29 protein-coding genes, 1 rRNA gene, 1 other RNA gene and 1 riboswitch are annotated in these 26,517 nt (G+C 30.9%); of the genes, 26 read left to right on the top strand and 5 right to left on the bottom strand.

Going from position 1 to position 26,517, the window contains the following annotated elements; all coding sequences use genetic code 11:
• Position 1: 1 nt before the first annotated feature.
• Positions 2 to 922, bottom strand: a complete 921-nt coding sequence (locus B5E79_RS05495; RefSeq protein WP_087297251.1) for an aldo/keto reductase — start codon at positions 920 to 922, stop codon at positions 2 to 4.
• Positions 923 to 990: 68 nt separating this feature from the next.
• On the opposite strand from B5E79_RS05495, the gene B5E79_RS05490 reads away from it, so the two are divergent.
• From B5E79_RS05490 to mreB, 4 genes are all read left to right on the top strand, one after another.
• Positions 991 to 1,194, top strand: coding sequence for a DUF1146 family protein (locus B5E79_RS05490; protein WP_087245779.1), 204 nt, complete (start codon positions 991 to 993; stop codon positions 1,192 to 1,194).
• A gap of 26 nt (positions 1,195 to 1,220) precedes the next feature.
• Positions 1,221 to 2,123 (top strand): stage II sporulation protein D, encoded by a 903-nt coding sequence (spoIID, locus tag B5E79_RS05485; protein WP_241147454.1) that lies wholly within the window; start codon positions 1,221 to 1,223, stop codon positions 2,121 to 2,123.
• Positions 2,124 to 2,154: 31 nt separating this feature from the next.
• Positions 2,155 to 2,790: a M23 family metallopeptidase gene (locus tag B5E79_RS05480; RefSeq protein WP_087245781.1), complete on the top strand. Its 636-nt coding sequence runs from the start codon at positions 2,155 to 2,157 to the stop codon at positions 2,788 to 2,790.
• Positions 2,791 to 2,977: 187 nt separating this feature from the next.
• Positions 2,978 to 3,967 (top strand): rod shape-determining protein, encoded by a 990-nt coding sequence (gene mreB / locus B5E79_RS05475; protein WP_087297249.1) that lies wholly within the window; start codon positions 2,978 to 2,980, stop codon positions 3,965 to 3,967.
• A 210-nt stretch (positions 3,968 to 4,177) separates the two neighbouring features.
• Here mreB and B5E79_RS13470 read toward each other — a convergent pair whose 3' ends face one another.
• Together B5E79_RS13470 and B5E79_RS05470 are read right to left on the bottom strand one after the other, a co-directional pair.
• Positions 4,178 to 4,330, bottom strand: a complete 153-nt coding sequence (locus tag B5E79_RS13470) for a hypothetical protein (RefSeq protein WP_158095470.1) — start codon at positions 4,328 to 4,330, stop codon at positions 4,178 to 4,180.
• A 207-nt stretch (positions 4,331 to 4,537) separates the two neighbouring features.
• A complete protein-coding gene (locus tag B5E79_RS05470; RefSeq protein WP_087297248.1) occupies positions 4,538 to 5,095 on the bottom strand; it encodes a hypothetical protein in 558 nt (185 codons plus the stop codon).
• A 658-nt stretch (positions 5,096 to 5,753) separates the two neighbouring features.
• Between B5E79_RS05470 and B5E79_RS05465 the strand changes: the two genes are divergently transcribed.
• Both B5E79_RS05465 and B5E79_RS05460 read left to right on the top strand, forming a co-directional pair.
• Positions 5,754 to 6,533, top strand: a complete 780-nt coding sequence (locus B5E79_RS05465) for an HAD-IIB family hydrolase (protein ID WP_087297247.1) — start codon at positions 5,754 to 5,756, stop codon at positions 6,531 to 6,533.
• On the top strand, positions 6,534 to 7,322 hold the full coding sequence (locus tag B5E79_RS05460; protein ID WP_087297246.1) for a Cof-type HAD-IIB family hydrolase: 789 nt from the start codon (positions 6,534 to 6,536) through the stop codon (positions 7,320 to 7,322).
• A gap of 260 nt (positions 7,323 to 7,582) precedes the next feature.
• On the opposite strand, the gene B5E79_RS05450 is transcribed toward B5E79_RS05460, so the two are convergent.
• Entirely contained in the window at positions 7,583 to 8,008 is a 426-nt protein-coding gene (locus B5E79_RS05450) for an acyl-CoA thioesterase (RefSeq protein ID WP_087297244.1), read from the bottom strand.
• Between the two features lie 201 nt (positions 8,009 to 8,209).
• Between B5E79_RS05450 and B5E79_RS05445 the strand changes: the two genes are divergently transcribed.
• The 10 genes from B5E79_RS05445 (at position 8,210) to B5E79_RS05405 (ending at position 15,961) form a co-directional block, all read left to right on the top strand.
• Positions 8,210 to 8,743: a helix-turn-helix domain-containing protein gene (locus B5E79_RS05445; RefSeq protein ID WP_087244984.1), complete on the top strand. Its 534-nt coding sequence runs from the start codon at positions 8,210 to 8,212 to the stop codon at positions 8,741 to 8,743.
• A 17-nt stretch (positions 8,744 to 8,760) separates the two neighbouring features.
• Positions 8,761 to 10,338, top strand: coding sequence for an ABC transporter ATP-binding protein (locus B5E79_RS05440; RefSeq protein ID WP_087297243.1), 1,578 nt, complete (start codon positions 8,761 to 8,763; stop codon positions 10,336 to 10,338).
• 1 nt (position 10,339) lies between these two features.
• Positions 10,340 to 11,182: an ABC transporter permease gene (locus B5E79_RS05435; RefSeq protein ID WP_087297242.1), complete on the top strand. Its 843-nt coding sequence runs from the start codon at positions 10,340 to 10,342 to the stop codon at positions 11,180 to 11,182.
• On the top strand, positions 11,179 to 11,985 hold the full coding sequence (locus tag B5E79_RS05430; protein WP_087244987.1) for an ABC transporter permease: 807 nt from the start codon (positions 11,179 to 11,181) through the stop codon (positions 11,983 to 11,985). The genes B5E79_RS05435 and B5E79_RS05430 overlap by 4 nt, the downstream gene beginning before the upstream one ends.
• Positions 11,966 to 13,045, top strand: a complete 1,080-nt coding sequence (locus B5E79_RS05425) for an ABC transporter substrate-binding protein (protein ID WP_087297241.1) — start codon at positions 11,966 to 11,968, stop codon at positions 13,043 to 13,045. Before B5E79_RS05430 ends, B5E79_RS05425 begins: the two co-directional genes overlap by 20 nt.
• A 150-nt stretch (positions 13,046 to 13,195) precedes the next feature.
• A complete protein-coding gene (locus tag B5E79_RS05420; protein ID WP_087297240.1) occupies positions 13,196 to 13,762 on the top strand; it encodes a dihydrofolate reductase family protein in 567 nt (188 codons plus the stop codon).
• An 84-nt stretch (positions 13,763 to 13,846) separates the two neighbouring features.
• A complete protein-coding gene (locus B5E79_RS05415; RefSeq protein ID WP_206393134.1) occupies positions 13,847 to 14,263 on the top strand; it encodes a flavodoxin domain-containing protein in 417 nt (138 codons plus the stop codon).
• A 6-nt stretch (positions 14,264 to 14,269) separates the two neighbouring features.
• The gene (locus tag B5E79_RS13900; protein ID WP_255376341.1) at positions 14,270 to 14,392 is read left to right on the top strand and encodes a hypothetical protein; all 123 of its coding nucleotides are present in this window, start codon (positions 14,270 to 14,272) and stop codon (positions 14,390 to 14,392) included.
• On the top strand, positions 14,389 to 15,081 hold the full coding sequence (locus tag B5E79_RS05410) for a DNA/RNA non-specific endonuclease (RefSeq protein ID WP_087297239.1): 693 nt from the start codon (positions 14,389 to 14,391) through the stop codon (positions 15,079 to 15,081). Before B5E79_RS13900 ends, B5E79_RS05410 begins: the two co-directional genes overlap by 4 nt.
• Positions 15,082 to 15,193: 112 nt before the next feature.
• The gene (locus B5E79_RS05405; RefSeq protein ID WP_087297238.1) at positions 15,194 to 15,961 is read left to right on the top strand and encodes an AIM24 family protein; all 768 of its coding nucleotides are present in this window, start codon (positions 15,194 to 15,196) and stop codon (positions 15,959 to 15,961) included.
• A gap of 43 nt (positions 15,962 to 16,004) precedes the next feature.
• Here B5E79_RS05405 and B5E79_RS05400 read toward each other — a convergent pair whose 3' ends face one another.
• On the bottom strand, positions 16,005 to 17,156 hold the full coding sequence (locus B5E79_RS05400; protein ID WP_087297237.1) for a DUF871 domain-containing protein: 1,152 nt from the start codon (positions 17,154 to 17,156) through the stop codon (positions 16,005 to 16,007).
• Between the two features lie 290 nt (positions 17,157 to 17,446).
• On the opposite strand from B5E79_RS05400, the gene B5E79_RS05395 reads away from it, so the two are divergent.
• From B5E79_RS05395 to B5E79_RS05350, 10 genes are all read left to right on the top strand, one after another.
• Positions 17,447 to 19,141: an MraY family glycosyltransferase gene (locus B5E79_RS05395; protein WP_087297236.1), complete on the top strand. Its 1,695-nt coding sequence runs from the start codon at positions 17,447 to 17,449 to the stop codon at positions 19,139 to 19,141.
• Positions 19,134 to 19,490, top strand: coding sequence for a fluoride efflux transporter CrcB (gene crcB / locus B5E79_RS05390; protein ID WP_087244995.1), 357 nt, complete (start codon positions 19,134 to 19,136; stop codon positions 19,488 to 19,490). Before B5E79_RS05395 ends, crcB begins: the two co-directional genes overlap by 8 nt.
• 63 nt (positions 19,491 to 19,553) lie before the next feature.
• Positions 19,554 to 19,732, top strand: a riboswitch (cobalamin riboswitch).
• Between the two features lie 80 nt (positions 19,733 to 19,812).
• Positions 19,813 to 20,952 carry a prenyltransferase/squalene oxidase repeat-containing protein gene (locus tag B5E79_RS05385; RefSeq protein WP_087297235.1) on the top strand — a complete coding sequence of 380 codons (1,140 nt, stop codon included), beginning with the start codon at positions 19,813 to 19,815 and terminating at the stop codon, positions 20,950 to 20,952.
• A complete protein-coding gene (locus B5E79_RS05380) occupies positions 20,945 to 21,670 on the top strand; it encodes a DUF4430 domain-containing protein (RefSeq protein ID WP_087297234.1) in 726 nt (241 codons plus the stop codon). The genes B5E79_RS05385 and B5E79_RS05380 overlap by 8 nt, the downstream gene beginning before the upstream one ends.
• Complete coding sequence (locus B5E79_RS05375) at positions 21,642 to 22,181, top strand: hypothetical protein (RefSeq protein ID WP_224759525.1); 540 nt, start codon at positions 21,642 to 21,644, stop codon at positions 22,179 to 22,181. Before B5E79_RS05380 ends, B5E79_RS05375 begins: the two co-directional genes overlap by 29 nt.
• A 57-nt stretch (positions 22,182 to 22,238) precedes the next feature.
• Positions 22,239 to 22,460, top strand: coding sequence for a preprotein translocase subunit SecG (gene secG / locus B5E79_RS05370; protein WP_087244997.1), 222 nt, complete (start codon positions 22,239 to 22,241; stop codon positions 22,458 to 22,460).
• A gap of 65 nt (positions 22,461 to 22,525) precedes the next feature.
• Positions 22,526 to 24,730, top strand: coding sequence for a ribonuclease R (gene rnr, locus B5E79_RS05365; protein ID WP_087297233.1), 2,205 nt, complete (start codon positions 22,526 to 22,528; stop codon positions 24,728 to 24,730).
• A 16-nt stretch (positions 24,731 to 24,746) separates the two neighbouring features.
• On the top strand, positions 24,747 to 25,193 hold the full coding sequence (gene smpB / locus B5E79_RS05360) for an SsrA-binding protein SmpB (RefSeq protein ID WP_087244999.1): 447 nt from the start codon (positions 24,747 to 24,749) through the stop codon (positions 25,191 to 25,193).
• A gap of 1 nt (position 25,194) precedes the next feature.
• Positions 25,195 to 25,549, top strand: a transfer-messenger RNA (tmRNA) gene (gene ssrA, locus B5E79_RS05355).
• Between the two features lie 657 nt (positions 25,550 to 26,206).
• A 16S ribosomal RNA gene (locus tag B5E79_RS05350) occupies positions 26,207 to 26,517 on the top strand; the annotation flags it as partial.

Here is a 26,517-nt window from a genome sequence, read left to right as displayed (position 1 = left end):
CTTAAGGAAGAGGCTTATCACTCGCAAGGTAAAGATCGTACCATTGTTGACGTGTTAAATGAATATCACACGCTTGGACCATTTCTTTTAAATGAACAGGTGAAGTTGTTCCCATAATAGGTTGCATACAAGCTGGATGACGAAGTAACCATGCAATTGCGATAGCACTCTTTGTCACATGATATTCATCTGCTAGTTTTTCCATGACAGAATTAAGTTTTTCATAGTTAGGATGATCAATAAAACATCCTTCTGCCCATGATGCCTGTACAACACTCCAAGGTTGAATCGTGATATCATGTAAACGACAATAATCTAAAACACCACCATCTTTATCTTGAGCCCATGATTCTTTCATATTCATATTCATTCCTGAATCAATCATAACAGAATGTACGATAGATAACTGTAATTGATTAATAATTAATGGGTGTTGAGTATATTTTTGTAAAAGTTCTATTTGTAAAGGTGTATGATTAGAAACACCAAAATATTTCACTTTTCCACTTTTATATAATTCATCAAAAGCTTCAGCAACTTCTTTTGGATCACATAAGGCATCAGGACGATGCAATAATAAAATATCAATATAATCAGTTTGTAATCTTTTTAAAGAATTTTCAACACTTGTTAAGATATGCTCCTTAGAAAAATCATAGCGTTTCCCTGGAACAATTCCACATTTTGTTTGAATAATCATTTTTTCACGATATTCAGGGTGCTTTTTTAAAACTTCACCAAAAATTTCTTCTGATTTTCCTCCACCATAAATATCAGCATGATCAAAAAAGTTAATACCTGCATCTAAAGCAGTTTGAACGAGTTCTTCGACTTGTTCTAGGCTTTTATCAGCAATACGCATACAACCTAAAGCTAAACGAGAAGCCTTTAAATCTGATTTTGATATTTGAAAATATTCCATAAATTAGTCCCTCCTGTTGTTATTATATAAAATAATGATTATAATGTAAAAGAAAAAGAGGTGTTTCCATGTATCATATTGTTAGTATTATCGTGTATATTGTTTCGATTACTCTTGCTATGATTGGTTTAAGCTGTTTTCGCTTTGATCAATACATCAGAAAAGGTAAAGAAAGAGAATTTCATATTTTCTTTATTGTTACATCAATAGCTTTAGGTTATTTATTTGCATCTTTTATATTGGATTTTGGAAGTTTAAGTTTTCAATTCTAAATAAGAAGTTTTCAACATATATATGAATGATGAAAAAAATATATGTAAAACTTCTTTTTATATTTTCTATTTTATTAGTGATCGGTTGTTTTCATTATCAGGATGCAATGGTTTGGATTCATTCAAAATATCAAGTGAAAACAAAGGAAAAAAATGTACAAGTTCAAATGTCTGATCAGGTTGTATCCATCCCATTAGAAGAATATCTTATAGGAGTTATTGCCGGGGAAATGCCAGTCAGTTTTGAAAAGGAGGCACTCAAGGCACAGGCAGTAGCCAGTCGTACTTTTGTATTATCAAGGAATTTAAAAGTTGATAATACAACCAATTCACAGGTTTATTTAGATGATGATGAAATGAAGAAAAAATGGGGAAAACAATATGCACAAAATAAACAGAAAATAGAAGAAGCAATTCAAGAAACAAAAGGCGAAGTTATGACATATCAGGGAGAATATATTTCTGCATTGTTTTTTTCTAGCAGTAATGGCAGAACTGTTAATAGTGAAGATTATTTTACGGGAGAAGTGGCCTATCTTAAATCGGTTGATAGTCATTGGGATACAAGTATTGATCCTCATAATACAAGGAGTCAGACTTTTACCAAACAGCAATTAGCCAATATATTTAATGTTGTTCCTGAACAAATCAAAATCACATCCCATACATCAAGTGGCTATGTTGACAAAGTCACTATTAATCAAAAAACATATACAGGTAGAGAAATCAGAGAAAAACTATCGCTACCATCTTCGTGTTTTCAAATTCAGTTTTCATCAAAAGGTTATACTTTTATTACGCATGGCAATGGTCATGGTGTTGGTATGAGTCAATATGGTGCTCAAGCTATGGCTTTAGAAAAGAAAAGTTATAAAGAGATTTTACATCATTATTATCAAAATGTTGAAATTGAAAGTATAGACTCTTAACTTTTGTTCATACTTAAGTTGAGGTGAAAACATGAAGAAAAGATCTTTTCATTATAAGAAGATATTAGGAATCTCACTAGCTTTAGCTTTATTTTTAGGTGGAATTGGGATTGTTCAAAATATTTTAGATGAACGTACTCAAAATTTTGAAGATGAAACTGTTGTCAAAGTGGATGAAAATCAGACAAAAGAAAACAAAACTGAAGAAAAGAAAGTAGAAACTTTAAAATCACCGGTTAAAGATGGTATAGGGATAGTGAGATATTATTATGATAAGGATGATGATGCCACAAAGCAGGAACAGTCTTTAATATTATTTGAAGATGTTTATCGTCCTAATCAAGGTATTGACTATGCCAATAAGAATGAAAAATTTGATGTGTTGGCAGCTATCAGTGGTACTGTTACAAAGAAAACAAATGATCCTGTACTTGGCTGGGTTATCACTATTACCAATAGTGATAATATTTCTACAACTTATGAATCATTATCAGAAGTATCAGTAGAATTAAATAAAGAAGTCAAACAAGGTGATGTGATTGGTAAAAGTGGTGAGAATGTTTATGAAGCTGACTTAAAAAATCACTTACATTTTATTCTTCAAAAAGGAGATCAATTGTATAATCCAGAGAAATTTATTGGACAGACACTTGATATGATTAAATAAAATTTAGGTTCTTAGGAATCTAAATTTTTTTAAAATATTCACATAAATTTCATACATTTGGTATATTATCATTGAGGAAAAGAAAGTGTTTTGAAAAAGATAAAAATTATGTTGATATAGAAATAATTTTTTCTTGTAATTAATAGGAAAAATGATACAATAGAAATGCTTATAGGAGGAATGTTCAATGAAATTATCAAAGGAAATTGGTATTGACTTAGGAACAGCTAACATTCTTATTTATGTCAAAGGTGAAGGTATTGTTGTCAATGAGCCTTCTGTTGTAACTATCAATACTGAAACAAATAAACCTATCGCAGTAGGAGAAGAAGCCAGAGATATGCTTGGAAAAACTCCAGGTAAATTTCAAGCTATTCGTCCTTTAAAAGATGGGGTTATCGCAGATTTTCAAATTACTGAAATATTATTAACTCATTTTATTAATAAACTTAACTTAAAAGGAGTTTTCTCAAGACCAACTATCTTAATTTGTTGTCCATCAAATATCACTTCAATTGAAAAGAGTGCTATTCAGGATGTTGCATTAAGATGTGGAGCTAAACGTGTTTATATCGAAGAAGAACCAAAAGTAGCTGCTATTGGTGCTGGATTAGATATTTCTAAACCATCAGGAAACATGGTTGTAGATATCGGTGGTGGAACAACTGATATTGCAGTTCTTTCATTAGGTGATATCGTTACAAGTACATCTTTAAAGATTGCTGGAGATAAAATGGATGCTGAATTAATTAAATATGTTAAAGATAAATATAAATTATTAATTGGTGACCGTACAGCAGAAGAAATTAAGATGACAATTGGTAGTGCTTATGAAGCTGATTCAAAAGAAGTAATGGATGTAAGAGGTAGAGATTTAGTTACAGGATTACCTCATACAATCCAATTGAATGCTAAAGAAACTCAAGAAGCTTTAGAAGAATGTTGTATGACAATTTTACGTTCTACAAAACAAGTTCTTGAACAAACACCACCAGAATTATCAGCTGATATCGTTAATAAAGGTATTTTCTTAACAGGTGGAGGAGCTTTACTTCATAACTTAGATAAATTCTTAGAAGAAGGATTAGGAGTTCCTGTATTTGTAGCTGAAAATGCTCTTGACTGTGTCGCTGAAGGTTGTGGAGTTATGTTAGAAAATACTCAATATTTACAATAGTTAATAAAAGAGGCTGTAACGAAATAGCTTTTTAAAGTGAATGCGTACAGCTTTTTTATGTGAATTTTGAGAATAAAAAATGATAAACTTATGATATGAAAATGGACAATGATGATCATTGCCCATTTTTATTATGACTTAAAAATATTTGGTTGAGTTATTTTTAATAATGTCTTCATTGACAAAATCAATGAAATCAATCATAGAATATTATTGAACCTTGATTTTTAACTTTTTATAAATTAGGAAACCAAAATAACCAAAGATCAAGAATGATAAAATAGAATCAAACACAATAGCAATCATATTATTTGTTCCATTAAATACTTCCAATAATAAAGGTATACTGACTGCAAATCCCATTAATAATCCCCAAATACAATGAAATCATGATTTTGGAAAGAAAACAAAACCTATAAATAAAACAATCATTAGCAACATAACTGAATCATTCATAAACGAAAAGTGATATTCGCCGTTTTGTTAGAATAGTGCTAAAAGACCTAAAACACAAATTCATAAATTATTCATCTTAGGACTCATAAATTTCATAAAACCACCATCCATATCTTAGACTAATTCATCTTTACTGCGCATTAATTCTTCACTGCCATTTTGATAAGTTTGTATAATTTGCTGATGGTATTTTTCATATATGTTGATCATTTTTGTAATATACGGATTCACTATGTCTTGAATATTTTTTATATTTTCAAAATCTGAACTGTTCTGTATATTTGAACAGTCAACATATCTTCTAATCCAAAAATCATCAGTTTTGATAAATACATATATACTTTTTTTACCGTATATCCATAATGAAGTGCTACTCATCAGCTCAACTTCACATTCATATCCTTCATATTTCCAATTATATTCATGTTGTTTCTTATTATAATCATTTATATACGCTTTAGAATCTCTTTCCTCTAGAAAATAGATGTACTCTGTATCATCTTGTAATGAAACACCAACAGGTTCATTTTCCTTATTATAAATAAAATCAAAGCTATCATAATTCTCCACGAAATACGGATTATAGTCATTATATCCCCATAATTGTGAAAACAAAAATCCAATTATCAAAAGACTCATAAAACCTAAAACTATTATTATACGTTTTTTCATATTACATTTTTACCTCGACAAGCTTTATTCCCATTATCCTACTATTTTTTATAAGTTTTTTAGAAAGTTTAATCATTGAACTATAGCTCATAAGAGCTATATATAAGTTATAATCATCAAGTTTAAAATAGTAGAACTTATTTCTATATGAATAATTATTATTTTCCACCATAGTATTAGCAAAATCATCAATCAATTTATTTGAATCATAGAATTGTTTTCCATTGAAATGATATAATTAAATATTATGAATGGATACATCTTTTTCTAAGTATTCTTCAACTGAATGATTACAATATGAGTGAAATATACTGCATTGATCATTGTTATAAGAATATTCATAATATTATCAATAGTCATAGAGAAATTTTAATTATTTCTTCATACAATCTTATATGTCATTTTTACCTTTATTACTGTATCTATAATGGAAAGAATTGCCTTCTTTTTTCGTACCATCCTTCCTTGGCATATTATTCTTTTTCTATTTCAATTATACTATGATATATATATTGACTCAAATATAAAACCAATTCTATAAATAGTTTAAATATCTTTTATCATCTATAAAATATTGAAAATAATAGTTTTTTCTTTATCTGTAAAAAAATAGATTTTTTATATGATTTTGTTAAAATAGATGACTGAGGTGATAAAGATGGGGAAAAAGAAATATTTTTTCTTTGATATTGATGGAACTTTAGCTGTAGGAACACCAGGAGATCAATATGTTCCTGAATCAGCGAAAAAAACAATTAAAGAATTAGAAGCAAAAGGACATTTTGTTGCTATTGCAACAGGTAGAAGTTATGCAATGGCAGTCAATCATATGAAAGAATTAGGATTTAAAAATATGGTGAGTGACGGGGGAAATGGAATCACTATCAATGAAAAACTAATTGAAATCAAACCTTTAGATTATGATAAGTGTCTAGCATTAATTGATGAATGTAAAGAAAAAGGATTCATTTGGGCAATATCACCAGATAATGAAACAAGACGTTTAGCACCAGATAATCGCTTTTATGATTTTACACATGATATTTATATGGATACAGTTGTTGAAGAAGGCTTGGATCCAAGAAATTATGATCAAATTTATAAAGTTTATGTGGCTTGTTTTTCTCCAGAAGAAGAAAAACTAGAAACTTTAAAGCAATTACCTTGGTGTCGTTTCCATAAAGAATATTTATTTGTTGAACCAGGAGATAAATCAGTAGGAATTAAAGCTATTGTTGATCATTTTGGTGGAGATTATCAGGATGTTGTTGTTTTTGGTGATGAGAAGAATGATTTGAGTATGTTTCGTGATGAATGGACTTCTATTGCGATGGGAAATGCTATTGATGAATTAAAAGCAAAAGCAACATATATTACAGATGATGCTGATAAAGATGGCATTTATAAAGCATGTCAGCATTTTGGATGGGTGGATTAAATGAGTAGGAAAATTATATTTTTTGATATTGATGGAACATTGTTTTGTCCAGAGTTAGGACGTATTACTGATGAAGTGAAAAATGCAATTAAATCAGTTCAAAAGCAAGGACATTTATGTTTTGTTGCAAGTGGTAGACCTTATGGATTCATTGCTGAAAATGTAAAAGAAATAGGGTTTGATGGATATGTACTGGCAAATGGGGCTAATGTGAAATATCATAATAAAGATTTAACAGCAAGATATTTAAATCCAGAAAAGGTTAAAGAATTGACTGAGTGTTTAAAGTCTAAAAATATTGAATATATTTTGCAGACACCAACACTTTGTTATTTGAATCAGTCAAACCAATGTTTATTAGATTTCTATTCTCATTGTAATATAGATTTTCATAATTTATGTTATCAATATGATGAAGAAGATATTATAAAAAGAACAGTTAAAATGGAAGCATGGACAAAAAATCAGGAAGAGTTAGATTATGCGATTTCATGTTTTCAATCTTTTTCTTACGAATTGCATCCAGATCATCATAGCTTAGAAATTTATTCTAATGAAGTATCTAAGGCAACAGGTATATTAGATGTCTTACATGAATTAAATATTGATATTAAAGATAGTTACTGTTTTGGGGATGGTCCTAATGATGTAGAAATGTTTGAAACAGTTGGACATCCTATTGCGATGGGAAATGCTATTGAAGATATTAAAAAAAGAGCAGAAATCATATGTCCAAGTGTTCAGGAAAATGGAGTGGCTATACAATTAGAAAAGATGTTTAATGAATAACTAGCTATCAAAGCTAGTTTTTTCGTATTATTGATAATATAAAAAGAGCAGAAACATTCTGCTCATATAAAATCTACATAAATAATATCATTGCAAACATAAAAAGTAAGGATATACTGGCAACTAATAGTGCAAAGTTAAAGCCAGTTTTTTCGTGTACTTCATTTTTAATGCCAAAAGCTAATGAAAACACAAAGAGAAAAGGCAAAATAAACCAGATAAGATATATCAATGTATGAAAGCCATCAGTTTGAAAGAGTTCATTCAACATTGTTTGTATCCTCGTTAAGAAGTTGAACAAAAATTTGATCTAATTCAGGTAGAGATCTTTTTAAAATAATAGGTCTACCATTTTGATTCAGAAAACAATGTAAACTTTTCCCAATAGCTACAATGTCATCATTGACTTTCATCGTATATTCTATTTCTAGACGTGTTCCCTTATATGCAGAAACATTTGTTTCAATGTTAATAAGATCAGGGAAAGTCGTACTTTTTTTATAATCACATTGAATGCCTATAACAGGAGAACTAATACCTAATTCTTCCATCTTATCATAACCAAAACCAATATGATTTAAAAAATCAATACGCGCTTCTTCCATAAAACGAATGTAATTAGAATGATGTGTAATTTGTATTTTATCGGTTTCATAATATTGAACTTGATGTGTATATGTGTGCATAATCTAATCTATACTCCTTTACTTTTTTATTATAATGAATTTATTATATATATTCAAATTGATTTTGATAAAAAAGTTTAATATTTATGAACTTTATTTTAAAAATATGAAATTTATTGTTGCATTAGGGGTAGAAATATGTATAATAAAGTTGTTTGATTTTTTGAATTTAAAGTTTAGTATAGTGACATGGAGGTTTATATGGACATTGGAAAGAAATTGAAGGATTTGCGTATTAAAAATGATTTGACCTTGGAAGAGTTGGCTTCAAGAAGTGAACTCACAAAAGGATTTCTTTCTCAAGTCGAAAGAAATTTAACCAGTCCAAGTATCTCTACACTTGAAGATTTGTTAGAGGCACTAGGCACCAATCTTTCTGAGTTCTTTCAATCTGATCAGGAAGAAAAGATTGTCTTTCATACACAGGATTTCTTTGTGGATGAAAAAGACGAATATACGATTGAGTGGGTTATTCCTAATGCTCAGAAAAATGAAATGGAACCAATTCTTTTAACTATTCATGGACATGAAAGAAGTAAAGAAATGGAATGTCATAATGGAGAAGAATTCGGTTATATTTTAAAAGGAAATGTCACTTTAGTTCGTGGGAATAAAAAATATAGATTAAAAGCAAAAGAAACATTCTATATGGATGGTAAAGAAAGTCATTATTTTATCAATAATGGTTCAAGTGATGCCAAAATATTGTGGGTCACAACACCACCAATGTTTTAAAAGAAGGGAGTATGATTATGGATAAGAAGAAGTTAATACAATTTCGTAATATAGTGAAAGAATTTGATGGACAAATTGTTTTAAAAGGTGTCAATCTTGATATTTATGAAAATGAGTTTGTGACTTTACTGGGACCTAGTGGTTGTGGAAAGACAACATTACTAAGAATTTTAGGTGGTTTTCTAGATGCAACTGAGGGAGAAGTTATTTTTGATGGGGAAGACATTAGTCAAGTTCCTGCACATAAAAGAGAGTTAAATACTGTCTTTCAAAAATATGCTCTTTTCCCACATATGAGTGTTTATCAAAATATTGCCTTTGGATTAAAAATTAAGAAAATAAGTAAAGACGTTATTGAACAAAAAGTTATGAAAATGTTAAAGCTCATTGGTTTAGAAGGTTTTGAAAATAAAAACGTTACACTTCTTTCAGGGGGACAACAGCAACGTGTAGCGATTGCCAGAGCACTTGTTAATGAACCTAAGGTTTTATTATTAGATGAACCGCTTGGAGCATTGGATTTAAAATTAAGAAAAGAAATGCAATATGAATTAAAAAGAATTCAACAGGAAGTTGGAATTACCTTTATCTTTGTTACACATGACCAGGAAGAAGCCCTAACTATGTCAGATAAGATTGTTGTTATGAAGGATGGGGAAATTCAACAAGTTGGAACACCTCAGGAAATCTATAATGAACCAGAAAATAGATATGTAGCAAACTTCATTGGGGAAAGTAATATTATTCCAGCTGTCATGTTAGAAGATTATAAAGTGAAATTTGATGATATTGTTTTTGACTGTGTGGATTTTGGATTTAAAGATAAACAACCTGTTGATGTTGTGATTCGTCCAGAGGATATTGATATTGTCGATGTCAAAGATGGAAAAATGACAGGTGAAGTCTTAAGTGTTCTTTTTAAAGGTGTACATTATGAAGTTATGGTTGAAACTGTTCCAGGAACAAGTGTAACTGTGAACATGCATGTCATCAGAAATCGTGATGTGACATCTGAAAACGGAAAAGAAAAAATCAGTGCCAATGATTTCTATGTCGATATTGAAGATGTCAAATCATTAGATGATGCTGAAATTATTGCGCGTGCTGATGCACAGGCATGGAATCCTGAAACAGATGATTATATTTCTATCAGTAAGATTGATTATGATTTAAAAGAAGAAATTGGTGAATATGCAGTGACATTCTCGACTTCAAGTGGAACATCAGTAGAACGTAAGATCATTGTTGTGAATCAACCTGTTGTGAAGAATGAAAGAGCGAATGAGGGGGTTATGGCATTCAATTTCTTTAAAACAGTTGATGAACTTGATGAATCCGTAGCATTAGATACAGATTTAAAAACATGGGCAAATGCTCAAGGATGGAAATTGAATGATGAAGATGAATCTGTAGATATTTATGTAGATTATGATTTTGATCCTGAACATATTGAAGAAGGAACATATAAAGTCACTTTCTCAACAGAAGGTAGAGAATTAAAGATTCATACAACAGATTATGTGGAAGAAGGTAAAGAGGTCGGTTTAACATTCTTCCCTGAAGATATTCATGTCATGGAAAAGATGGGGTTCTAGAATGAAACGTTTTTCACAATTAGCATGGCCCTATATGATATGGGTGATCTTAATGATTTTATTACCAATGTTATTAATTCTTTTCTATTCATTAACAACAAGTGGAAATGACATCATTAACTTTACATTTACTTTGGATCATTTTAAAAAGTTTTTTACCGACCCAGACTTTTTACTTGTCTTATGGCGTTCATTGACGATTGCTGTGAAGACAACAATTATCTGTGTTGTTTTAGGTTATCCAGTTGCTTATTTTATTGCAAGAAGCAGTGATCGTGTTCGTAATATTCTTGTTTTAGCTATTACTTTACCAATGTGGATTAATATGTTAGTCAGAACATATGCCTGGATAGGAATTCTTTCTGATGGGGGTATAGCTCAAACAATTTTAGGTTTCTTTGGATTTAAAGATATGGAGTTGTTATATACAGAAGGTTCTGTATTGCTTGGAATGGTTTATAACTTTATTCCATTTATGATTCTACAAATCAATACATCTCTATGTAAGATGGATAAATCATTATTAGAAGCCAGTGCTGATTTAGGGGCGAACAGAGTTCAGACATTCTTACGTGTCACTTTGCCATTATCTTTATCAGGAGTTGTCAGTGGAATAACACTTGTCTTTTTACCAGCAGTGAGTTCATTCTTTATTCCTAAACTTCTTGGTGGAGGACAGTTCTTCTTAATTGGTAACGTGATTGAAAATCAATTTATTACAGTTGGAGAATGGAACTTTGGTAGTGCAATCTCTATGATTATGGCAGTCATTATGATGATTTGTATGTATGCAATTAGAAAAATTGATGAACGTAATAGTGGAGGAGGGAATCAGGAATCATGAAAAAAGATAAGAGAATTATTGGTAAAATTTTAATGGTTCTGATGATTTTATTCTTCTATTTACCAATTGTATTTATGGTTATCTTCTCTTTTAATGAAAGTAAATCATTAACACATTTTACTGGTTTTAGTTTAAACTGGTATGAAAAACTCTTCCAAAATAGAGATATGATGGAATCATTATATGTCACAATTACAGTTGCTGTGATTGCTACAATTGTATCGACAATAGTAGGAACAATTAGTGCCATTGGTTTATCAAAATCAAGCAAGATTGTTAAAAAAGTCATGATGCAGTTAAATGATTTTCCAATTATGAATCCAGAAATTGTGACAGCTATTGGGTTGATGTTACTATTTATTACATTTCATATAGAACGTGGTTTTATGACAATGTTACTTGCTCATATTACATTCTGTATACCTTATGTCATTTTAAGTGTGATGCCTAAAATTCGTTCACTAGATCCAAATCTATCTGATGCAGCAATGGATTTAGGAGCAACACCATGGCAAGCTTTAACAAAAGTTTTAGTACCACAAATTATGCCTGGTATCGTATCAGGAGCCTTAATTGCCTTTACAATGTCATTTGATGATTTTATCATTTCATACTTTGTAACAGGAGGAGGGGTTAAAAACTTAAGTATCATGGTTTATACAATGAGTAAAAGAGTTAACCCAACAATCAATGCAATATCTACGCTTGTCGTAGTATTGATAACGGTAGTCTTAGTGATTATCAATGTAGTACCACTAATTAAAGCAAGAAGGGAGAAAAAAGATGAAAAAGTTATTAACTAGTTTATTAGCGGTTGCAACAATGTTTACTTTAACAGCGTGTGGAGGGGATTCAAATGCAGATAAGCCATATGCTGGACAAGAATTACACCTTTATAACTGGGGAGAATACATGGGTGAAAATTTTATCTCTGGTTTTGAAGATTTAACAGGCGCAACAGTCGTTGTGGATTACTTTGATTCAAATGAAGCTATGTATATCAAAGTCGCAAATGGAGAACCATATGATATTTTAGTTCCTAGTGACTATATGATTGAAAGATTAATTCAAGAAGATCTTATTCAAAAATTAGATAAAGATAAGATTACATGTATGGATGAGCTTGTTGATGCTGTCAAAGGATTACCTTATGATCCAAACAATGAATATTCTATTCCATATTTCTGGGGAACAGTTGGAATTGTTTATGACAAAACAAAAGTCAGTGAAGCTGACTTAGAAAAAGAAGGATACAATATTTTCTTAGATACTAAATACAAAGGAGATATTTATCTATATGATTCTGAACGTGATTCATTCATGATGGCATTAAAAGCTTTAGGATATTCAATGAATACAAAAGATGAAAAAGAATTAGAAGAAGCTTATAACTGGTTAGTGAAATGTGTAGAAACAATGGAACCAGAAATCGTAACTGATGAAATTATTGATAACATGGCTCAAGGTAGAAAAGCTTTAGGATTGATTTACTCTGGAGATGCTGCTTATGTTATGAGTGAAAATGAAAACATGGGATTCTATATGCCTGAAACAGGAACAAATTTATGGAGTGATGCTATGGTGATTCCAAAGAATGCTGAAAATGTAGAATTAGCACATGAATTTATTAACTATGCTTGTAGCTATGAAGCTGCTATGGATAATTCAAGCTTTGTAGGATATACTTCTGCTAATCAGGAAGTTATGGATGAATTAGCAAGTGGAGATTATGAAGGAATTAATGCTTACGTACCTAGAACTGGTAATGATAAAGATGAAGTTTTTGAATATGATGAAGCAACTCGTAAAATCATTTCAGATTACTTCAGTAAAGTAAAAATCGCAGCTTCAAATGCTCAATAACAATAATGAGAAGATTGATACTATGTATTAATCTTCTTTTTTTTCACAAAAATAAAAAAGATGAACATTTATATAAGTATTAATTGCATATAAAAAGAAATGACGACAAAGATTTAACATGTTATAATTTGAAAGCATTGAGGTGGATGAATGAGAAAAGTTATTTTATTTATTGCGATGAGTCTAGATGGATATATTGCTGATCAAAATGGTGGAGTAGACTGGTTACAAGGACAGGACTCCAATCAGGAAACAAAAGATATTTATACAGAATTTATTCAAAATATAGATACAGTTATTATGGGATGGAATACATATCATCAGATTGTAACAGAACTATCACCAGATCAGTGGATTTATTCTTCACTTCAAAGCTATGTCATAACACATAATCAAAAAGAATCAACAGAAAATATTCAATTTGTTTTACAGGATCCAAGCGATTTGATTAGGGAGTTAAAACAAAAAGAAGGAAAAGATATATGGATTTGTGGTGGAGTACAAATCATTCAATCGCTTATGCAAAATCAAATGATTGATGAATATCATATTTCTATTATTCCAATTCTTTTAGGATCAGGCATTTCATTGTTTCATACAGGATTTTCAACAATTCCATTACAATTAGTAGAATCTCATGAGAATAATGGAATATTGGACACAATTTATATACGAAGAAAAGAAACGGATATAAATGAGTCATGTGATAGAAAATGATTTTTTAGAAATAGTAAGGTTTCTATTTTATTGTATGTATAGAGCAAGAAAAAGGAATGAATATCATGGAAGGAAGGCATAAAAATGAAAGGAATTATTATATATGGTTCTCACTATGGAACAACAAAACAATATGCTGAAGAATTATCAAGATTAACACATTTACCATTAGAAAACGAAGAAGATGTAAAAAATATACAAGATGATTTCATTGTTTATTTAGGTGGATTATATGCTGGAGGAGTTAAGGGATTAAAACATATAGTTAAAATGATACCATCACAGACACAAATGATTGTCGTGACAGTAGGTTTAGCAGATGTTCAAGATGAACAAAATATAAAAAATATAAGACATGCTCTCCAACAACAATTATCACCAGAACTTTTTCATGGCTCAAAGTTTTTTCATTTACGTGGAGGTATTGATTATTCAAAGTTAAGCTTTAAACACAAGACTATGATGACTCTTTTATATAAGGTTACTAAAAATAAACCATGAGAAAATATGACTGCAGAAGATCAAGCTATGGTGGATTCGTATAATAAAAAAGTTGATTTTGTTGATTTTCAAGCATTAAAGCCAATTGTTGAAGAAATTAACTTTATCATGCAAGGAGAATCGAAATGAGAAAAAGATATAAAAAGAAACTTATAAAAATTATTGTTGCTGGTGTTGTTGCACTGGGTGGATATCTTGGTGTTGAATTTCATCAGCAGACATATAGTGCTATCAGTATTGAAGATGTCCCAGAATATAGTGGGCAACCTTATGTGATTATTAATGATAATGAACCTTACTTTGATAAGGATGATTTAACAACACAAGCATTTGAAAAATATAGTTCTTTAGATTCATTAGGAAGATGTGGTGTAGCTTATGCAAATATTGGTGAAGAAACTATGCCAACAGAAAAAAGAGGGAATATTGGAATGATTAAACCCTCTGGATGGCAAATTAAAAAATATGATTTTATAGATGGGAAATATTTATATAATCGTTGTCATTTGATTGGATATCAGTTGAGTGGTGAAAATGCAAATGAGAAAAATCTAATTACAGGTACAAGATACATGAATACAGAAGGAATGCTGCCTTTTGAAAATCAAGTGGCTGATTATGTACAAGAAACAGGTAATCATGTTCTTTATCGCGTGACGCCCGTTTTTGAAGGAAATCATTTGGTTGCTGATGGTGTTTTAATGGAAGCTATGTCAGTAGAAGATCAAGGATTAGATATTGAATTTAATGTATTTGTTTATAATGTACAACCTGGTGTAAAAATTGATTATGCGACAGGAAATAGTCAACTTGAGTAAAAATTATTTATCTTTATTTAAAAATGTTTCTTTATATTTATAGAATAAAACAATACCAGCTAAAACAGTTGTTATTCCGTTAGATATAATAAAAGAAAAGGAGGAAAAAAACATGTTTAAGATTTCAAATTTTACGAACAATAATGATGTTCAAATTATTCAAGAATGTGGACCATTTCAGGTTATTGAATATCAACGTGATTTAAGTGTTATGCCACATCATGCTCAAACGGCATATTTTTGTAATGAAATGAATATTCGAAAAAGACAAGTTATTTGTGATATTAATAAAGCAAATATTGTTGTTCAGGCAGGGGCAATGCAATGGATGGTTGGAAATGTTTATGCCACAACAGGATTAAAAGGTGTAGGAGATTTATTATCTAAAGCAGTTCGTGGAAAAGTTACAGGGGAAACAGCAATTAAACCAGAATATACAGGAGAAGGAATTTTGGTTTTAGAGCCAACATATAAGCATATTTTATTGCTTGATCTTGATGAATGGAATCATTCAGTTGTATTAGATGATGGATTGTTTTTAGCATGTGATGCCAATTTAAAACATAAAGCTGTCATGCGTTCTAATTTGTCTTCTGCTGCTGCGGGAAATGAAGGACTATTTAACTTGGGAATTGAAGGATCTGGTGTTGTCTGTTTAGAGTCTGATTGTCCAAAGGAAGAGTTGATTGAAATAACTTTAGAAGATGATGTTTTAAAGATTGATGGTAACATGGCTATTGCATGGAGTGGAACTCTTGAGTTCAAAGTAGAACGTTCTGGAAAAACATTAGCAGGATCAGCAGCATCTGGTGAAGGCCTTGTGAATGTCTATCGTGGCACAGGAAAGGTTTTGATTGCACCAGTTGAATCAAGAAAATAGGTATAAAAAAGGATTGAAAACGAAACTTTCAATCCTTTGTTTTTTATTTTAAGATTTTGAAGTGATGTCCTGGTTTAATGAAATCTAACAACATTAATTCTTCAGGTTTTACAGTAGCGACTAAGTTACGTTCACCATCATTAGGAATTTCAGTTAAAACAATTTCAAGTTCACCACGATAGTGTGCTAAATTATCATTAACAATCAATACATCTCCACGAGTGAAAACTTTTTTACCTGGATCTCTATATGGAATAGACTGTGATTCTACATTCATTTGAGAATCTTTTCCCATATCTCCATCTTGAACACTTTTCTTTTCTTTAAACCATACACGTGGTGATGAAGAACGTAACATGAATGATGAATGATCATAACGATCCCAATGAGGAGCGAAATCATACATGATTTCTTTTTCGTTTTGACTAATACCTTCAGCTTCATCAACTCTAATTTCAATAGCTTGCATATTCACTTTAGATAATGCTTCTAATTCTTCATCAGTTGCAGGATAGTTTCCAATTAAGATATCATCAACATCTCCAGTCGCAAGCATATAACGAGCTTGTAAATCAATTGGTAAACCACGCATAATTTCAACAGTTGGTAAACCACAGAAAACTTGCCATGGACCAATTGTATGTTCATTGTTACTAGAAACAAAAGCAGCAGTGTGTAAATTTAATTCTTTCCAATAACGGTTAAAATCCATAAATAAATCAAAATCTAACCCAGTATAACGTTCTGGGAAGAAGTTATGACACATAGTGATTTGATCTTTATTACCACCATTATTGATTAAAAGTTCTACACCCATATCCATACTAGCGTTAAATTCAATTTTAATATTGTATGGATTACGTGTTAATTGAATATCACCTTGAGTTCCAAAGTTACCATCCATTCTAATAATATCTAATCCCAAATCAGCGAATGGTTTTAAATTGCTAGGTGTTGCTCCAATTAAGTCAAAAACTTGTGGATTTGTATCAGCAGCAACTTCAAATCCTAATTCATGAGCTTTTTTCATGAAATCTTTAAATTGAACTAAATAACTTTCTCTTTCATCATCTGGAATAGATAAGAAACATGTAAAAATTCTGCTAAAACCTAATTTTGCAGCTTTTTCCATGTATGCGTATACCTCTTCCATTGGTGTTTTGTCAGGGTATACAGAAATACCTAATTTGTGCATATTCATTTTCCTCCTTATATTTTACATTATAACACCTTTGTGAATAGACTTTAAGCAAAAAAGAGCTTAGAATAGATTTTGTCATTTAAAATATATTATATTATGATATTTTTAAAGAGATAATTAAATAACTTCAAAAGAAAAGATAAGTCTATATGATGAGTATATAAATGGAAAATTTTTTTCATTAATAAGAATAAATAAATGAAATAAATGCAGTCAGGACTTCGCAAAATCGCATATTTATGATATAACAAAAGATATAGAATTGAAGAAAGGAGCTAAGAATCATGAGTTTAGAAATATGTTTATCGTTTGTTGTGACATTCGTATTAAGCTTAATTCTTGTTCCAATAGTAGGAAAGGTTTCAAAAAAACTTGGTATTATTGCCCATACAAATAAACGAACAATACATAAAGGCATTATCGCAAGAACTGGTGGTTATGCGATTTATATGAGTTTTTTAATTGGAACGATGATCTTCTTAAAAACAGACACACAGATTAATGCTATTTTAATAGGTGGCTTTATCATTTTCTTAACAGGATTTTATGATGATATTCATGATTTATCTCCGAAATTAAAAATGCTTGGTCAAGTCATTGCCGCGTTAGTCGTTATTATTTATGGTGATATTGTTTTAAAGGGATTCACGCTTCCATTCTTACCTGAATCAGTGTCTTATATACTAGCTATTATTATTACTATTTTATGGATCGTAGGTATTAGTAATGCTATTAATTTAATTGATGGATTAGATGGATTGTGTGCAGGTATATCTATTATTGTTCTGGTGACTATTTCATTGACTTCATTAACTTATGGACGTACAGATATTTCTTCTTTATCATTGCTTTTAGCTGGCGCAATAGGTGGCTTTTTAGTGTATAACTTTCATCCTGCATCTATCTTTTTGGGTGATTGTGGGGCATTGTTTATTGGTTTTATGATTGCAGTCATTTCATTACTTGGATTTGGTTATAAAAGCTCATCTTTTTTTACATTAGGGGCACCGATTGTTGTTTTGATGGTTCCAATTATGGATACGTTTATTGCGATTATTCGTCGTAAAGTTCATCATAAAAGTTTTAGTGAAGCTGATCGTAATCATCTTCATCATAAATTGATGTTTTCTTTAGAACTTGGACAAACCAAGAGTGTTTTAATCTTATATGCTGTTACAGTATTATTCTCTTTATGTTCTTATCTTTATTTATTTGATAAGGTTGCAGCAACTATTTTATTTATTGCTTTGATGGTTTTATTTGAACTTTTTGTAGAAGCAACAAATATGATTGATCGTAAATATAAACCACTTTTAACGATTTTAAATATTTTCATTAAAAGTGAATATTTGCCTTCCATCAAAGATACAAAACCATACCAAAGAATTATTCAAAAAGCCAAGAAAAAATATGCTGTTATTTTGGTTCTTGTTATAGGTATTGTATTCTCAATGGTTTTTGTTTTGAATAATGAGGAAAAAGTAGAACCTCAGACACCAGTGACTACTGAGTATATAGAGTCGCAAAATGAAACAAGTTTAATGAGTGATATATATAATCAATTAGTCACAGCTATTAATCGTGGTGATAAAACAGCAGAAAGGCAATTAGTGGCTGCTTATTTTGTGAGTGATTACTATACTTTATCGAATAAAGAGAATGGAGAAATAGGTGGTATTGATTATTTCTATGCTGAGAAAAAAGATGATTTTACAGCTTATGCTCGAAATGAATATTATAAAGAAATACAGACAGATATAAATCCACCTGAAGTTATCCGTTATGATATTTTATCTAATGTGGTTTCTTATAAAGCTTTGTCAGGATTGGAAGATTATAGTTATTACGATGTCAAAGTTCAAATGACTTTTAAAGAAATAAATCCTATTTTAGATACATTACAATATACAACAACGGTGACTTTAATTGAAAAAGATCAGAAGTTTAGTGTTGTTGCGATGGAGAACGATAATGGATAAATTTTTATGGGTAGGACTTGGCGGAGCACTTGGAGCTATATTCAGATATGGCATAAGTCTTATACCATTAAAAAATCATTTTCCTATACTCACACTTATAACAAATATTCTAGGAGCTTTCATTATTGGAATGGTTGTAGGCTTGTTTACCAAAGAACGTATTTCACCATCTATAAATTTATTTTTAAAAACTGGAGTTTGTGGAGGATTTACGACTTTTTCTACATTTTCTCTAGAAACTTTGACGCTTTTAGAAGATGGATTTTATGCACTTGCTGTAGTATATGCTATGATAAGTGTGATAGGATGTATTATTGGTGTTTATTTAGGAAGAATAATTGTTCAATAGAAGCATATCATGATGCTTCTTTTTCTTTATTATCTTTTCGTAATAGTATATAATGATGGTGTAAAAGTTTATGAATTTGTTGGTTGGAAATAGAGATATTTCATGAAAATGGAAGCAGGTGTGAATCCTGAGCTGTCCCGCAGCCGTGAAAGGGAGTCAATGTAATATAACCACTGGGCAACTGGGAAGGTGCAAAGACAAAGAACTTGAGCCGGAATACATGCCAACATCTTGGAATACACTTTACGGAGTATAAAGTCGTTCTAGTTTCAATTCTAGGGCAGAGATGTCCTGTTTTTGTCTAGAAAAAGAGGAGGACAAAATGAAGAAAATTTTTACATGTTTATTGGTTATGCTAATGTTGGTGATGGGAAATATTTTTCCAATAGCTGCACTTACTTATGATGAAAGCTATACATTAGCAAAAAATTATTTTCAAAATTTAAGCGCGTTTCAATCAGTTGATGAAATCATTGCGAGTGAATCAGTTGGAGTAGAAACGGATCAGAAGGTTATACCTGAAGAACTTCTTGCAACAGATACAGCATCAAATGTTGCGAAAACAATTATAGTTTTAACTTTACATGGAAATGATCCTAGAAATTATAACGGGGTCAACTATGTTGAATTATTAGAATCAGCAATTCAAAGTGATGGAGCTGTTCATTTTGAAAATGAGAATGGTTTTGGTTCAAATAATCAGATTTTTTGTGTAGATGCTTTATATATTGTAGGCTCAGATAAACAAGAATTAGCCGCAGATTATCTAGCTTCTATGATTCAAGATAATGGAGCATTTACATATGCTGGAGGTTATGAAGATCTTGCTGTCACAGGATGGGCAATAGAAGCTTTGAGTTTAGTTAATCAAGAGAAATATCAGCCAACTATTCAACAGGCTATGACATATATTTTATCATATCAAAAAGAGGATGCTGGATTTGATATGTATGGATATGGTGCAGATGCTAATACGCAGGCATGTGTACTGGCGGGATTATTAACATATGATAGTGCTGGTGTGAAAGCCGGAACATATAATCAAAATGAACATAATCCATATGATGTCTTATTATCTTTCCAAAACTCTGATGGAAGTTTTTGGTCATCATTTACAGGAGAAGGGCAATATAATTTGCTTGCAACTGTACAAGGTGTACAAACAATAGGATACTATTATAATGGTTCAGTTTATCAAAAGGCCCATCAAGCATACTTAGCTTTAGGTGAAGTTACCGAAATAGAAAAAGAACCAGAAATACCTGTTGAAGAAGATTCAGTTAAAGAAGATAAAGAAACATCTTCGACAGAAATGCAAAATGATAATCAGACAAAAGAAGAATCATCATCACAAAAAGCTGATGTGGTTCAAACAGATGATTCATCATGGTTGATAGGATATAGTTTATTATTTATTGGAAGTGGTATACTTCTATTGAAAGGAAGACAGTATCTTGAATAAAACAAAGAAATATACGCTCATTTTTGTTGTTGTATGTTTTTTATTAATAGGTGGAGTAGGCATTTATCATGCCTACTTTGCTTCACCAAGTCAGTCAGCAAAACAAGTGACTGAAAATACAGAAAATCAAGTTCAACAAGAAATGACAGATTCGAAACAAAAAGAGGAAGTTTCCCAAGAGAAAAAAGAGGAACAAGAGAATCAAACTTCTCAACAAGAAAAAAAAGAAGAACAAGTGAATCAAGTTTCTCAGCAAGAAAAAAAACAGTCATCAAAACAAAAGCCTGAATCTCAATCAACACAACAGAAACAAACAACAACTTCCAATCAGGAAACATCTACATCTCACCAAACACAAGTAGAGGATGTACCTGAAAAAGAGGAAGAAGTTTATATTGAAGAAGAAATTGCATCTGTTTATGTGACAATCACTGGTGTTGATGGTGTTATGGCACAAGATTATATAGAATATGAAGAAGGTATAAGTGCTTATGATGCTTTAAAAATATTAGCAGATAATTATGAAATGCCTGTGAGTACATCAGGAATTGGGCAAGCCATTTATGTGAAAGGGATCAACGGACTTATGGAATTTGATTATGGTGGCATGTCAGGATGGAAATATAAGGTTAATGGAACATATCCTCAAACGAGTGCAGGTGCTTGCACTTTAAAAGATGGTGATCAGGTTGAATGGGTCTATTCAACAAATGGATAAAGTTAAAGAAATCAGTTTGATTGGAATATTAGCGGCTGTCAATATAGCATCACGTATAGCTTTACAGGCATTACCTAATATTAAGCCCGTAACATCCATTATCATTATTTCAGTGATGATTTTTGGTTTGGCATTTGGTATTAAATTAACGATTGTGACAACACTTGTTTCTAATATCTATTTAGGTATGGGAATTTGGACAATTTTTCAGATTTTAGCATGGATTGTGATTTGTTTATTGACGCAATGTTTAATGGATTTTTTTAAGAAAATACATAAACAACCACATATTTTAGTTATGGCTATATTTGCTTTTTTGATGGGATATGTTTTTGGTTTTATTGTATCATTAGATAAATTTGTTGTGGGTGGACCATCACTATTTATTGTTTATTATATATCGGGATTATTATTTGATACTTTTCATGCAGTTGGAAACTTCTTTTTCTATTTAATTGGGGCACCATTGTTGATGAAAATCTTCGTTAAAAATAAAAGTATTGTAATTTAAATGATGATATGCTATGATGTCTATGCGAATGTATAAAAAAGAAAAGGAGGTACGACAATGATTTTAAATATTTTATTGATTATAGTTTCAATTGCTCTTATTGTTGTATGCCTATTACAAAGTGGAAAATCTGATGGTGTGGTGAATGCTTTGACTGGTCAAAGTTCTAACCTATTTGCTCATCAAAAAGAAAGAGGAGCAGATTTGGTTTTAACACGTATTACTGTTGGACTTGCAATTGCATTTTTTGTTCTTGCAATCTTAATTAGAATGGGTTAATCATTAGGGCACTTTGATGTGTCCTCTTTTTATTAATTGGATAAACTAAAAGTGAGGTGAGAAAATTGAAAGAAGAAATATTAGAGTTATTATCTGATCAAACTTATACAAGAAGAAAAATTCAAGAATTAGCAGAACACTTTCATATGACAGAAACACAGGATTATGTTGCGTTTATCAAACTTATTAATGAAATGGAAGATGAAGGGCTTATTATAAGAAGTCGTATTAATGATTATTATTTGATTAATCAGCTTCAATATTATAAAGGTGTCTTAGAATTAAATAAACGTGGATTTGGTTTTGTAAAAGTTGATGAAGATAGAGAATTTTATATACATGATTCCAATATGAAGGATGCACTTCATAATGATACTGTTTTAATCGAAAAGATTAAATCTCATGGACAACGTGAAGAAGGACGTGTTGTACGTGTTTTAAAGCGTGGAAAACTTCGTTATGTTGGGGAAGTGAAGCGTGGAAGAAAAGACTATATTGTCAAAACAGATGATCAGAAATTTGATAAGCCTATTATTGTTGATGCAGCACATATGCATGGCGCTATGCCAGGGCATAAGGTTGTGGTAGAAATTAAGACTTTTAAACCACAAATTAAGGGCGATATTATTAAAATTATTGGACATCGTAATGATCCTGGAATAGATATTTTATCTATTGTCCATGCGCATGATGTAGATATTGAATTTCCTAAGGAAGTCTACGAACAAATTGAAGGTATCTCAGATGAAATTGATCCAAGTGATATTGAAAATCGTGTGGATTTAAGAAATGAGTTGATTGTGACAATTGATGGTGATGATGCTAAGGACTTAGATGATGCCATTTCTTTAAAGAAATTGGATAATGGACATTATCACTTAGGAGTTCATATTGCAGATGTCTCTTATTATGTCACAGAAGGTTCACCTTTAGATAAGGAAGCCATTAAAAGAGGAACATCTATTTATTTGGTTGACCGTGTGATTCCAATGCTACCACATAAATTATCAAATGGAATATGTTCATTAAATCCAAATACAGATCGTTATACAATCAGTTGTATTATGGAAATTGATAAACATGGTGAAGTTGTTAATCATGATATTTTACCAACGGTGATTCATTCTTCTTATCGTATGACATATAATAATGTGAATAAGATTTTAGATGGTGATCAAAAATTACAGCAGGAATATGCACCAGCTGTGCCATTATTCTTTTTAATGCAGGAATTAGCGACATTATTAAGAAAAGTCAGAGATGAACGTGGTGCTATTGATTTTGATGTTGATGAAGCTAAGGTGCTTGTTGATCAAAAAGGAAAGCCAACTGATGTTGTTTTAAGAAAACGTGGCGCTTCTGATAAAATTATTGAAGAGTTTATGTTGAAAGCCAATGAAACAGTAGCGCAACATTTTAAATGGATGGATTTACCATTTATTTATCGTGTTCATGAACAGCCAAAGGTTAAGAAATTACAACAATTTGTGAATATTGTAAAACCATTAGGATATACGATTAAAGGATCTTTAGAACATGTTTATCCAAATGAATTAAATGCGATTATTCATGCATCTAAAGGAACTGATGAACATGTGATTGTGTCAACATTATTGTTAAGATGTATGCAAAAAGCAAGATATGACGCTCAATGTTTAGGGCATTTTGGTTTAGCGGATGAATATTATACACACTTTACTTCACCAATACGTCGTTACCCTGATTTATTGGGACATCGTTTAATTAGAACATTCTTATTTAAACAGGATTATAAACAGACAGCCCATTTTGAAGAAGTGATTCCAGAATTAGCAGAACAATCTTCATATCGTGAAAAAGAAGCTGTTGATATTGAAAGAGAAGTAACAGATATGAAGATGGCTGAGTATATGTCTGAACATATTGGGGAAGAATTTGAAGGTATGATTTCTTCTATTACTTCTTTTGGCTTCTTTGTTGAACTGCCAAATACTATTGATGGTTTGGTACATATCACAGATTTAACAGATGATTATTATCACTATGATGAAAAACAAATGGTTCTCGTTGGTGAAAGAACAGGAAGAATCTTTAAATTATCTGATAAAGTGAAAGTTAGAGTTGTCGCTTGCGATAAAAAAGAAAGAACAATTGATTTTGAAGTTGTGGGAATGGAATCAAGAAAAAAGAAATCAAAAATTGTGAAAATAAATGATAGAAAAGTAAAGACAAAACGTACAAAAAAGGGTAAAATAAATAGGTCACATAGAAAGACAAGAAAACATAGATAGAAAGGATGTGATATGCATGAAAGTTGTCACTCAGAATAAAAAAGCATTTCATGATTACTTTATTTTAGATACTTATGAAGCTGGAATTGAGTTAAAAGGGACAGAAATTAAATCAGTACGTCTTGGACATGTCAATTTAAAAGATGCTTTTATTCGTTTTAAGAACGATGAAGCTTTTATTGAAAACATGCATATCGCTCCTTATGAACAAGGAAATATTTTTAATCATGAACCACTTCGTAATAGAAAGCTATTGCTTCATAAAAAGCAAATTAAAAAGCTACAAAGAGAAGTGAAAGAAAATGGTTTAACAGTAGTTCCTACAAAATTATATTTTAATACGTCTAAGTTAAAAGTAGAGATTGCTTTAGCAAGAGGTAAGAAATTATATGACAAACGTCAGGATCTGAAAGCTAAAGATGCAAAAAGAGATATGGAAAGAGCATTAAAAAATGCTTACTAATGGGGGCGTCTTGGATTCGACAGGGGTCAGTTTGAATGGAATGGCAGCCGTGGGCATACGTTAATTGCAAACAAAAAATATCTGGAAACAGACAACAATTATCTTTCGCTTGCTAGTCGACGTTAGACTTTAGCGAATATCAGCCTATAGCATACCTATGGCTATAGAACTGGTAACATATCTAATAGGTTAAGGGTATAAAGATTCTGGATTTATACCACGAAAATGTACAGAATCGCTAAGTGAAAGACTGCTTGTGGATCGTAGCTTAGTTAAATTCATTCGACAAGATAAGCTGTAGAAGTTTCATATGGGACGGCTTTTGGACAGGGGTTCGATTCCCCTCGCCTCCACCAAAGAAAACAATAACCGCTAAAAACATTGATTTTAAGCGGTTTTTTTATATTGTTTTATTGAAAATTATATCAAATAGCCACAGTTAGCCATTTTTTGATAGTAAAAAAAGTAAAAGATATCAAAATATAATATTGAGAAATGATATCAATATTCATGTTAATAATTTTAGATTAAATGTGTGTATGTAGGCAATGAAAATTCTAGTATAGTATTTGATATCATGTAAGAAATATATTATTCGTATAAATAATATAGTAATTTATTGAAAGTTGATAAGATTATTTGAGATATAATTTTATACTATATGTATAAAAAGAAGAATAAAGTTATTTAAAATTGTATTAATAAAGTTAAACAAAATGAAATATTTTATATTTTAATAGTGATTATAAAAAAATTTTAAACTATAAAATATCATTTTTTGTTGATTATAAAAAGGAAAATTGAATTTATAGTGTTTCCTTTGTCTAACTATGAATAAAAAAAATGAAAAAAAGTAAAAAAAAGACTTGCAAAGGTAAAGGATAGATGGTATTATAGATGAGCACTCGACGAGAGAGCACAGGGACATTGAAAACTGAACAGTAAACACGTCAATAAAGATAGGAAAAAAGAAAGAGTCAAGAAGACATGAAATTGTCTGAAGATAGAAAAGGACAATGGAGAGTTTGATCCTGGCTCAGGATGAACGCTGGCGGCGTGCCTAATACATGCAAGTCGGACGCAATGCTTCGGCATTGAGTGGCGAACGGGTGAGTAATACATAAGCAACCTGCCCCTGTGAGGGGGATAACTGCTGGAAACGGCAGCTAAGACCGCATAGGCATACATGACGCATGTCGAGTATGTTAAATATCCTACGGGATAGCACAGGGATGGGCTTATGACGCATTAGCTAGCTGGTGAGGTAGAGGCTCACCAGGGCGACGATGCGTAGCCGGCCTGAGAGGGTGGACGGCCACACTGG

Source organism: Massilimicrobiota sp. An134 (genome assembly GCF_002160815.1).
Classification (GTDB): domain Bacteria; phylum Bacillota_I; class Bacilli_A; order Erysipelotrichales; family Coprobacillaceae; genus Allocoprobacillus; species Allocoprobacillus merdigallinarum.
Note: the sequence above shows the minus strand (reverse complement) of the source record. Positions and strands in the feature narration are given on the sequence as shown.